The sequence below is a fragment of the Falsiroseomonas oryziterrae genome (assembly GCF_021864505.1).
In the GTDB taxonomy this organism is placed as follows: domain Bacteria; phylum Pseudomonadota; class Alphaproteobacteria; order Acetobacterales; family Acetobacteraceae; genus Falsiroseomonas; species Falsiroseomonas oryziterrae.
Map to the genome: position 1 here is coordinate 1 of NZ_JAKJIB010000131.1, position 9,793 is coordinate 9,793.

Here is a 9,793-nt window from a genome sequence, read left to right on the forward strand (position 1 = left end):
GTCGCGCCCGCGCGATCCCTCCGTCGCCGCGACGCCGCCCGGGTTCGTGCCCCGCGGGACCGTGCGCGCCGGATCGGGGCGCTGGTCCGTCTCGCCGGCGGATTTCGGCTCGCCGCCCGGGCGTCGTGGCCGCAGCGCGTCCACCGCGCCGGGGGTCTCGCCCGTCCTGTCCTTGTCGTCCATCGGGCCGCTCCTGCGTGGAGCGAGCGGAACGCGGCGCGCGCGGCGCGGTTCGGGCCGGCCCCCGGTTGACGGCGCCGCCCCGCGGCGGTTCAAGCGCGCTCCGCTTCGGAGGGACGCGCATGAACCCGGCCATCAAGTCCGCCCTGATGGGCGTGACCACCGCCACGCTGACGACCGTGCTGCTCAAGAAGGGCGTGCGCTTCTGCTACATCGCGGGTTCGCGCCCGCTGGTGCCGGGCAACTTCACGCGCATCGTCGGGCCGGCCTTCACGCTGCGCTTCACGCCGACGCGCGAGGATCTGGCGACGGTCGACAGCTGGTCCTCGCCGCGATCCACCCGTGCCGCGATCGAGGACATGCCGGAGGGCTGCGTCGCGGTGGCCGATGCGATGGGCAGCACGGCGGCCGGCATCTTCGGCGACATCCTCTGCGCGCGGATGAAGGTGAAGGGCGTCGCCGGCCTCGTCACCGACGGCATGGTGCGCGACGGCCAGGGCGTGATCGGCACCGGGCTGCCGGTCTTCGCGCAGGGCTACGTCGCGCCGGCCTCGGTCGCGGCGCTGAACTTCGTGGGCTGGCAGGAGACGATCGGCTGCGGCGGCGTGACCGTGGTGCCGGGCGACATCGTCGTGGCGGATGGCGACGGCGCCGTGGTGATCCCGCAGGCGATGGTGGAGGCCGTGACCGAGGCGGCGGTCGAGCAGGAGCGGCTCGAGGGCTGGATCATGAAGGAAGTGGGCAAGGGCCTGGCGCTGCCCGGCCTCTATCCTGCCAACGCCGAGACCAAGGCGCGCTACGAGGCGGACAAGGCAGCGGGGCGAGCCTGAGATCCTCCGGCGTCAGCGCGTCGCCGCGATGGCGTCGCGCGCGCCGAGGACGGATTGCGTGACGTCGTCGAGCAGCGCGCGGCCGCCGGCGGCGCACCATTCGGCGAGCGGCCGGCAGGCTCCGGCGGGGCTGACCGGCACTTCCCACGGCGCCGGCGTGGACCAGCGCAGGCGGCTGTCCGGCGTGGCGCCCTGCACGGGGCGGACGAAGCTGGCGTCGTAGCCCTGCGCCGTCCAGCGAGTCGCGACCTCCACGCCGAAATGGGCGGCCTCGGCATCGCAGCGCCGCAGCAGGACACGGTTCACCGTCACCTGCCAGGGCGGCTCGGCATTGCGCGCCCGCTGCGATCCGCGCGGCGCGGGCATCGCGGCCTGCAAATGCGGCGCCACGCTCTCGGGCGAGAGGGCAGCCGCCAACATGGCTTCGCAGGGCGATAATGCAGCGCGGGCTTCCGCGGCGCGGGCGTTGATCTCCGCGATGCGCGCCTCGGCGGCGGCCGCGTCGCCGGCGGTCCGACGCTCGCGCTCCGCGCGCACGATCATCGACAGCACGCCGATCGGCACCATCACCGCGACCGCGCCGACCACGACGAGGGCCGGAGCCGCCGCGCCGAGCGCCGTGGCCGCCATGAAGGGTGCGCCCAGCGCGGCGGCGAAGGTGTAGCTGCCCTCGGGACGCCCAGCATCGGCGCCTGTCTCGGCGGCGATCCTCTCCCAATCCACGGCCGCCAGCCATTGCGCCGTGTCGAGCATGATGGTGGGCGACGTCGGCGGCGGCAGGTTCGTGCCGGCGAGGCGCGGCGGATAGGGCTGCGCGGGTGCGGCGACGAAGGGGAAGGCGGCGCGTTGCGCCTGAGGCACCGCGTCGCGCGCCGCGGCCTCGTCGCCGGAGGTCGGGACCAGGCGGCACGAGGAAGGCGCATCGCCGGCGCAGTCGCGGCGGAAGGTGCCAGCATAGACCGCCGATCGTGCGGCCGGCACCGTGACGATGAAATCCTGCGGCGGCGCGTCGGGCGCAGCGCGGAGGCGCACGAAGTGCCGACCTGGTGCCCGCGCCACGGCGATCCACCCGGAGGCGCCAGCGTCTTCAGAAGGCCGGTTGGCGGCTATGGCGAGCGGCGTTGCGTCTGACGGGAAAACGGCCCGCCTATCGAGCGGCCATGCCTGCGCTTCCGCAAGGAGCTCCCGCGCTGGGCGTGGCCCTGTGCTGTGCGCGCTTGGCATGATTCGGAGCATCACGACGGAGATTGCGCTGCCGCCCAAGTCCCAGGGCGTCGACTGCGTCAGGTTTCTGGGGCCTGCGGTGGAGCACCCGGCCACCAGTGCCGTGGCTGCGAAGGCGAGCCGGCCGCGGCGGCTTATGGGCCTGAAGATGCGCATGCCGCATGGTGCGGACGCGGATCGTTGCGCGGGTTGACGCGCATCAACCCGGCGCGTGCACGGCGGCGTGAACGAAAAAACCCCGGTGCCTCGCGGCACCGGGGAAAGTCTGGTCCGCACACCATGTGCGGAACCGCCGGGAGAAAACGTCGAGGCATCGCCTTGACGGAATACAATCTCGCAGATGCACCCTCACGCCGCCGTGACCCGAAGGTGAAGCCTGCGACACCCGTTGCGCGGCCGTAGGCCGGCCGGCGCGGCTTCATTTCGCCGGCGCTGGCTCCTTCGCCGGCGTCCAGCCATTCTCCTTCGTCAGCGACGGGTCGAGGCAGACGATCTCCTCGAACTCGTTCACCGCGTCGATCTCGGTCCCCATCGCGATGTTGGTCTGGCGCTCCAGGATGAACTCCAGCACCACCGGCACCTGGTGCTGCGTCATCAGCGCCTCGGCGCGGGCGAAGGCGTCCTGGAACTCGTTCGGCGACTTCACGCGGATCGCCTTGCAGCCGAGCCCCTCGGCCACCGCGACATGGTCCACGCCGTAGCCGGGCACCGCATCCGGGTCGTCGGCGGCGTTGATGTTCTCGAAGGCGAGGCTCACCTCGAAATCCATCTGCAGGCCGCGCTGCGCCTGGCGGATCAGGCCGAGATAGGAGTTGTTCACCACGACCTGCAGGAAGGGCAGCTTGTGCTGCGCGCCGACCGCCAGCTCCTCGATCAGGAACTGGAAGTCGTAGTCGCCGGAGATGGCGACGATCTTGCGGTCGGGATCGGCGGCGCGCACGCCGAGCGCCGCGGGCAGCGTCCAGCCGAGCGGGCCGGCCTGGCCGCAATTGATCCAGTTGCGCGGCTCGTAGACCTTGAGCAGCTGCGCCGCCATGATCTGCGAGTTGCCGATCGTCGTGACGTAGCAGGTGTCGCGCCCGGCTTCGGCCAGCAGCTCCTCGAAGACGCGCTGCGGCTTCAGCGGCACGTGGTCGAAATGCGTCTTGCGCAGCATGGTGCGCTTGCGGTGCAGGCAGGCCTCGGCCCAGTCGGAGCGGTCCTTGAGCGTGCCCGCCGCCTTCATCTCTTCCGCCACCTGCACGAAGAGCGCGAGGGCGGCGCGGGCGTCGGAGACGATGCCGAGGTCGGGGCCGAAGACGCGGCCGATCTGCGTCGGCTCGATGTCCACATGCACGAACTTGCGGCCGGCGGTGTATTTCTCGATCGAGCCGGTGTGGCGGTTGGCCCAGCGGTTGCCGATGCCGAGCACGAAGTCGGACTGAAGAAAAGTCGCGTTGCCATAGCGGTGGCTGGTCTGCAGGCCGACCATGCCGGCCATCAGCGGATGGTCGTCGGGGATCGCGCCCCAGCCCATCAGGGTCGGGATGACGGGCACGCCGGTGATCTCGGCGAAGCGCACCAGCTCCTCGCAGGCGTCGGCGTTGATGATGCCGCCGCCGGCCACGATCAGCGGGCGCTCGGCGGCCTGCAGCATCGCGATCGCCTTCTCGATCTGCTTGCGCGTCGCGGCGGGCTTGTAGACGGGCAGCGGCTCGTAGGCGTCGATGTCGAACTCGATTTCCCCGAGTTGCACATCCACCGGCAGATCGACGAGGACGGGCCCGGGGCGGCCGCTCCGCATCAGATGGAAAGCCTGCTGGAAGACCTGCGGGACGAGGGCGGGCTCGCGCGCCGTCACCGCCCATTTGGTCACCGGCTTGGCGATGGATTCGATGTCCACCGCCTGGAAGTCCTCCTTGTGGAGCTTCGCGCGCGGCGCCTGGCCGGTGATGCAGAGGATCGGCAGGCTGTCCGCCTGCGCCGTGTAGAGGCCGGTGATCATGTCGGTCCCCGCTGGCCCCGACGTGCCGATGCAGACCCCGATGTTGCCGGCCTTGGCGCGGGTGTAGCCGTCGGCCATGTGCGACGCGCCCTCCACATGGCGCGCCAGGATGTGGCGGATGCCGCCATGCGCGCGCAGCGCCGAGTAGAGGGGATTGATCGCCGCCCCCGGCACGCCGAAGGCGCAGGACACGCCCTCCCGCGCCAGCACCAGCACCGCCGCATCCACCGCGCGCATCCGAGCCATCGCCGTCGTCTCCTGTCCTGGACGGGGAGAGGTGTGACGGGCGCGACCGATTATTTCAATTTTTCCGAAAGCTTTTTCCGCAGTGCGGCATGAATATGGCAACGCATTGATTTGGCGATCGGAATTCCTTTTCCGTTGCCGGCGTGTCGGCAGGAATGAAAAATGATTCCGGGAGGAACACCGCATGCTGAGCCCTGCCCCGCGGCGCCGCGGGCGCCCGCGCCAGGCCGCGCAGGAGGCCGAGGACGCGCCCCTGCAGTCGCTCGACCGCGCCATGGCGCTGCTGGCCGAGCTGGCCGAGGCGGACGGGCTGACGCTGACGGAGCTCGCGGCGCGGGCGGAGATCCCGACCTCCACCGCCTATCGCATGCTGCTGACGCTGCAGCGCCGCGGCCTCGCGGAGTTCGAGGGCTCCGCCCAGCTCTGGTTCGTCGGCGTCGAGACCTTCCGGATCGGCAGCGCCTTCCTGCGGCGCCGCAAGCTGGCGGAGCGCGGCCGCGGCCCGATGCAGGCGCTGGTCGCGGCGACCGGGGAGACGGCGAACCTCGCCGTGGCGGAGGAGGACGGCGTGGTCTTCGTCAGCCAGGTGGAGACGCATGAGGCGATCCGCGCCTTCTTCCGCCCCGGCACGCGCGCGCTGTTCCATGCCTCGGGCATCGGCAAGGCGATCCTGGCGCACCGGCCGCCGGCGCAGGTCGCGGCGAGCCTGAAGCGCACCGGATTGCCGCGCTTCACGGACCGCACGCTGACGACGCTGCCCGCGCTGCTCGCCGACCTCGCGGAGGTGCGCGCGCGCGGCTATGCGGTGGACGACGAGGAGCGGAACCCGGGGATGCGCTGCGTGGGGGCGGCGATCTTCAACGAGTTCGGCGAGCCGGTGGCGGGGTTGTCGGTGTCGGGGCCGACGGTGCGGATGACGGAAGCCGCGATCGCGCGCTTCGGGCCGCTGGTGCGGGATGCGGCGGCGGAGGTGACGCGGGCCTTCGCGGGGAGGGCGCCGCAGGCGTAACGCCGGGCGCGCGCTGGACAGCCACCCGCACGGTGCGCGGGTGGCTGCGCCGTTCAGCGTGCGCCGTGCTTGCGGTTGCTCTGCGTCGCCTTGGTGACGCCGCCCGGCTTCGGCTGTCCGTACTGCTTCGCGCCGGCATGCAGGTCCTTCGGATTGCCTCTGCCACCCGCGGCGCCGTGGCCTCCCTGGGGTGCGCGGCCGGCCGGCGGGAGTGGAGGAAGATTTGCCATGGATATCGCTTTTCCTTTGGGACCCTGTCGGCCCTGCACGCCGGGGCGTGCGTGCCGACCGGCACGGGTGCCGCGTCGCTGCCGGCCTGTCGCAGGCCTAATCGGCGACGGAGGCACGAAGGCGGTTGGTCGGGGCCGGAAGCCCAGCCCCGATCCGTTCGCGACTCAGGCCGTCCGCAGGTTGCAGGCGGACATCTTGCCCTGTTGGCCCTGCTGGATCTCGAATTCGAGCTTGTCGCCCTCCCGGACGTCCTGCAGGCCGGAGCGCTGCACGTCCGAGATGTGCAGGAAGACGTCCTTGGAGCCGTCATCCGGCTGGATGAAGCCGTAGCCCTTGGTGGCGTTGAACCACTTCACGGTGCCGATGTGCATGATGGTGTTCCGTTAATCATGTGGAGCCGCCGCGCGAATGCCGCGCGTCGAATCAAGCGTCGAGGGGAAACGGAACCCAGGCTCGGCGCTCCAAAAGGAGCAAGGGACCAGGCCGAACCGAACGAGGTTGACCTGATCAGCATGACTGGATCGGCGCGTGGACGCAAGCTGATTCGTTTACGCGCGTGCCCGATTGCAGCGGCACGACTTTGCCGGCTGCGATCATTTCTACTTGGCCGTGGTGCATGTCGTCGGATGATGCCGACGGTGATGGAGCAGCGACCGGGAAGGCGCTTCGCGGCGCCGCCACGCTCCACACGACCGCGCCGCATGCAGCCTCAGACGTCGATCCGGAAGCCCAACTCCGCCTCGGAAGCGGGGATGCCGCTCTTGATGCCCCAGTTCTCCGCCGGCGGCTCGATGATCACGATCCGGCTCTCCGGCCGCGGCACGCCGACCTGCTCCAGGTTGTCCACGATCGTGCGGTAGAGGGCGCGCTTGGCCTCGGCCGACCGCGCGGCGATGCCGACGATCTCGACCCGGGTGTAGCGGTCGGACCGGCCGGCCGGGACGATGCGCCGGTTCTCGGGATAGAGATCGAGAACGACGTCGCGGTCGCCCTCGGGGATGCGGAACGCGCTCACCAGTGCGGACTGCACCGCCTCGATCAGGGCGGCCTCCTGGCCCGTGGCCCAGAGGCCGGTGGCAATCCGAACGCAGGGCATCTCGTCGCCTCCTCCGTGGCCGCGTGTCAGGCCGGAGCCGCTGCCGCCTCCCGCAGCAGCGCGCCCTGCCGGCGCAGCCCTGCCTGCAATTCGGGAATATCCACCGCCCGCGGCTGCACGCCGCGGTCCGCCGCGATGGCGGCCGCGACGCCCGCCGCCTGGCCGGTCAGCCAGCACTGCGGGATCTCGCGGAGGAAGGAATGGCTGTTCGGGTCGCAGGCCAAATGCCGGCCCGGCGCCAGCAGCCCGTCCAGCGTCGCCGGCACGATCGCGCCATAGGGCACGCTGACGGGCGGGAATTTCGGCGCGAGGCTCGGGGAGACGCCGATCTCGTCCGGCGCCACCCGCCCGTCCCACCAGGCGCGCGTCACCGGCGTGACGCCGCCCAGACGCCGCGCATGCCGCACGCCGAGCTGCGGCGCCGACAGCATCGGGAAGGCGCGCTCGAAGCCGGGGCATTCGGCGCGGTAGCGCTCCAGGTGGCGGAACATCAGGCGGTGGGAGATCGTCTCGACCTCGCTGAGGTCGTCCACCATCACGGCCGAATAGCCGGCGAGCCGCGGGCCCATGAACAGCGCGACGTCGTCTCGCCAGGACGCGAAGGCCTTGTCGAAGAAGCCGACCGCCTCCTTGCCGCGGCGCATGAACTCGGAGAACTCGTCCGGCTTCTCGGCGCGCCAGGCGAGGTAGCGCGGCATGTCCACGCCGCCGAACACCCAGGAGGTGTTCATGCAGTGATGGATGTCGCGCGCATCCACGTCCTGGGCGAAGGCGGCGCCGGCACGGGCGAAGAGGTCGCCGTCGCCGGTCGCGTCCACCGTGACCTTCGCCAGCACGGCGCGGCGGCCCTGCTTCGATTCGAAGATCGCGCCGGCCACGGCACCATCCCGGATCACCGGCTCGGCGCCCCAGGCGTGGAAGACGAGGTCCACGCCCGCCTCGGCCGCCATCTCGAGGCTCGCGGCCTTCAGGTGCTCGGGACAAACGGTCGGGGAATGGGTGACGATGCCGTGGAAGGCGGCGGTGCGGAGCGCCCACCAGGCCGCGGTGGCGGCATCGCGCGAGCCCCAGGCCTCGGGCGGCGGGCCGGCGACGACGTCGCGCGGCAGGCGGTCCAGCAGCTCCTCCGCCAGGCCGCGGATCAGCAGCGCGCCGTCCCAGCCGGTCATGCGGTCGATCCAGACGACGAGCCCGCCGGTGGACAAACCGCCCAGATGATTGTGGCGTTCGAGCAACACCGTGCGGGCTCCGCGCCGCGCCGCTGCGACCGCCGCGGCCCAGCCGGCGGGGCCGCCGCCGACCACCAGCACGTCGGCCGTGGCATGCACCGGGATCTCGCGCGCAACTTCGGTGACGGTCAGGCCGGTCGGGACGCGGCGTTTCGAGCCGTCGCGCGGGGAGAAGACCTCGGAGCGGAAGAACAGCCGACCGCCCTCGCCGACCGGGGGATCGGGGGCGTCGGGGACCGCGACGGCGCGATCGCGGGTGGGCGGGGTCGTCCCCATGCAACGTCGATATAGCGTTTCGCGCCGGATATGCCCACAATGGTGCTCCCCCCAATTCACCATCCGGCGTGCGCCCCCCGGCGTGCCGGCGCATGACTGAGGGGTGCCCGATGCGCAACCTGCTGCAGGACACCGACCGCGATCGCATGGTCGCGCCGCTCGCCTTCACCCTGGCGGGAGAGGTGCAGCTGCGCGGCGAGACCTTCCGCGCCCTGGCGGAGGCCGAGGGCGCCGCGCTGTTCGGCGGGGAAGGCAATGCCCGCGCGGTGGAGTTGCTGATGCTGCCCGGCGTGCGCGAGCAGCACGCGGCGCTCGGCGACAGCGTGCTGGACTTCGTGATGGCGATGGCCGATGCGCCCAGGCCCTGCCGCCGCGCCGCGTCCGGCGGCATCGAGGTGGTGGGCGAGGATCCGCGGGACGTCGAGGTCCGCACGCCCTTCTACCGGATCTGGGGCGACCTGACGCATGGCACGCTGCATCACGAGCGCCGGGGCGGCCCGCGCGGCGTGGTGCGGCACGGCGGCAACCTCGTCGAGTTCCGCATGGGTCGCTTCCGCAACTGCGTGGATGTCGAGGATGCGATCGTCGAGACCGCGGTGGAGCGGGACGGCGACACGGTGCGGCTGCGCCATGTCAGCCTGATCTCGGGCGAGGGCGGGCTGATCGCCAAGCGCAAGGCCGAGGCCGGGCGGCTGGAGGTGACCTACGAGCTGCGCGCGGGCAGCCCGGTGATCGAGGTGATCACCAGCTTCACCGCCAGCCGCGCGCTGTCGCGGCTGCGCGTTACCACGGCGCTGGACGCGCTGGACGAGGGCGGGCTCGGCGCCACCGCGGGCCGGCTGCTGGAAGGCGGCTCCTGGCGCGACATCGCGCCGTCGCCGCTGCCCGGCACGACCAAATGGGCTGACGGGACGCCGGTGGACCATCTGGCGATCGGCGCGGCCGACTGGCCCGCGCATGGCCCGGTGCTGCATGTCCGCCCGGACGAGCCCGGCCGCGTCATGTCCGTCACGGCGGAGGCGCGCCGCGCCGGCGCGCTGCACTGGCTGGTGCTGCGGCACGGCCCGGTCGAGCTGAAGGCGGGCGAGACGCTGACGGTGCGCGAGCGCCGCCTGCTCGCGCAGGGCAACGGCGTGGGCCCGATCGCCAGCGCCATGGACGTGGCCGCCGCGGGGCTCGACCTCGACCCCGTACCGGCGTCGGGCGCGGCGCTGCATGCGGTGGCGGCGGCGCTGCTTTTTGACGTCGGCTGGCAGGAGCGCATGTCCGACGCGCGCCGCGCCGCGCTGCTGGCCTTCGTGGAGCGGCAGCTGGCCCGGCTGGACGTGCCGGACATCGCGGATCTCGACCTGGCGGATGCCGCGGTCGCGGCCGATGCGCTGCGACGGCTGCGCGGCACGGCGGCGGAGCCGCGGCACACCGCCCTCGTCACGCAGCTGGCCGACCGGCTGGATGGCGGCGGCGTGCTGCGCGGGGCGCGGGAGGCGC

Annotated in this window: 9 protein-coding genes; 3 read left to right on the forward strand and 6 right to left on the reverse strand. The window is 72.1% G+C overall.

Annotated elements, in window-relative coordinates:
• Positions 1–183: hypothetical protein (locus tag L2I40_RS12185; protein ID WP_237215228.1), on the reverse strand; the 183-nt coding region annotated here is incomplete at its 3' end.
• 119 nt (positions 184–302) lie between these two features.
• Between L2I40_RS12185 and L2I40_RS12190 the strand changes: the two genes are divergently transcribed.
• Complete coding sequence (locus tag L2I40_RS12190) at positions 303–1,010, forward strand: ribonuclease activity regulator RraA (RefSeq protein ID WP_237215229.1); 708 nt, start codon at positions 303–305, stop codon at positions 1,008–1,010.
• 12 nt (positions 1,011–1,022) lie between these two features.
• Here the strand turns inward: L2I40_RS12190 and L2I40_RS12195 are convergent, their stop codons facing one another.
• Positions 1,023–2,042, reverse strand: coding sequence for a hypothetical protein (locus L2I40_RS12195; RefSeq protein WP_237215230.1), 1,020 nt, complete (start codon positions 2,040–2,042; stop codon positions 1,023–1,025).
• Between the two features lie 610 nt (positions 2,043–2,652).
• Positions 2,653–4,464 carry a glyoxylate carboligase gene (gene gcl / locus L2I40_RS12200; protein ID WP_237215231.1) on the reverse strand — a complete coding sequence of 604 codons (1,812 nt, stop codon included), beginning with the start codon at positions 4,462–4,464 and terminating at the stop codon, positions 2,653–2,655.
• A gap of 184 nt (positions 4,465–4,648) precedes the next feature.
• Here gcl and bhcR point away from each other — a divergent pair, with 184 nt between their 5' ends.
• Positions 4,649–5,473: an HTH-type transcriptional regulator BhcR gene (gene bhcR / locus L2I40_RS12205; protein WP_237215232.1), complete on the forward strand. Its 825-nt coding sequence runs from the start codon at positions 4,649–4,651 to the stop codon at positions 5,471–5,473.
• Positions 5,474–5,868: 395 nt separating this feature from the next.
• Here bhcR and L2I40_RS12210 read toward each other — a convergent pair whose 3' ends face one another.
• The 3 genes from L2I40_RS12210 to L2I40_RS12220 form a co-directional block, all read right to left on the reverse strand.
• Positions 5,869–6,075: a cold-shock protein gene (locus L2I40_RS12210; RefSeq protein WP_237215233.1), complete on the reverse strand. Its 207-nt coding sequence runs from the start codon at positions 6,073–6,075 to the stop codon at positions 5,869–5,871.
• A 338-nt stretch (positions 6,076–6,413) separates the two neighbouring features.
• Positions 6,414–6,800, reverse strand: a complete 387-nt coding sequence (locus tag L2I40_RS12215; protein ID WP_237215234.1) for a tautomerase family protein — start codon at positions 6,798–6,800, stop codon at positions 6,414–6,416.
• A 26-nt stretch (positions 6,801–6,826) separates the two neighbouring features.
• Positions 6,827–8,305 carry an FAD-dependent oxidoreductase gene (locus L2I40_RS12220; protein WP_237215235.1) on the reverse strand — a complete coding sequence of 493 codons (1,479 nt, stop codon included), beginning with the start codon at positions 8,303–8,305 and terminating at the stop codon, positions 6,827–6,829.
• A 110-nt stretch (positions 8,306–8,415) separates the two neighbouring features.
• Here L2I40_RS12220 and L2I40_RS12225 point away from each other — a divergent pair.
• Positions 8,416–9,793: hypothetical protein (locus L2I40_RS12225; RefSeq protein WP_237215236.1), on the forward strand; the 1,378-nt coding region annotated here is incomplete at its 3' end.

Bases quoted from the DNA above. Each gene is read 5' to 3' on its own strand.
- L2I40_RS12190 (WP_237215229.1), top strand. From the start codon at position 303: ATGAACCCGGCCATCAAGTCCGCCCTGATGGGCGTGACCACCGCCACG.
- gcl (WP_237215231.1), bottom strand. From the start codon at position 4,464: ATGGCTCGGATGCGCGCGGTGGATGCGGCGGTGCTGGTGCTGGCGCGG.
- bhcR (WP_237215232.1), top strand. From the start codon at position 4,649: ATGCTGAGCCCTGCCCCGCGGCGCCGCGGGCGCCCGCGCCAGGCCGCG.
- L2I40_RS12210 (WP_237215233.1), bottom strand. From the start codon at position 6,075: ATGCACATCGGCACCGTGAAGTGGTTCAACGCCACCAAGGGCTACGGC.
- L2I40_RS12215 (WP_237215234.1), bottom strand. From the start codon at position 6,800: ATGCCCTGCGTTCGGATTGCCACCGGCCTCTGGGCCACGGGCCAGGAG.
- L2I40_RS12220 (WP_237215235.1), bottom strand. From the start codon at position 8,305: ATGGGGACGACCCCGCCCACCCGCGATCGCGCCGTCGCGGTCCCCGAC.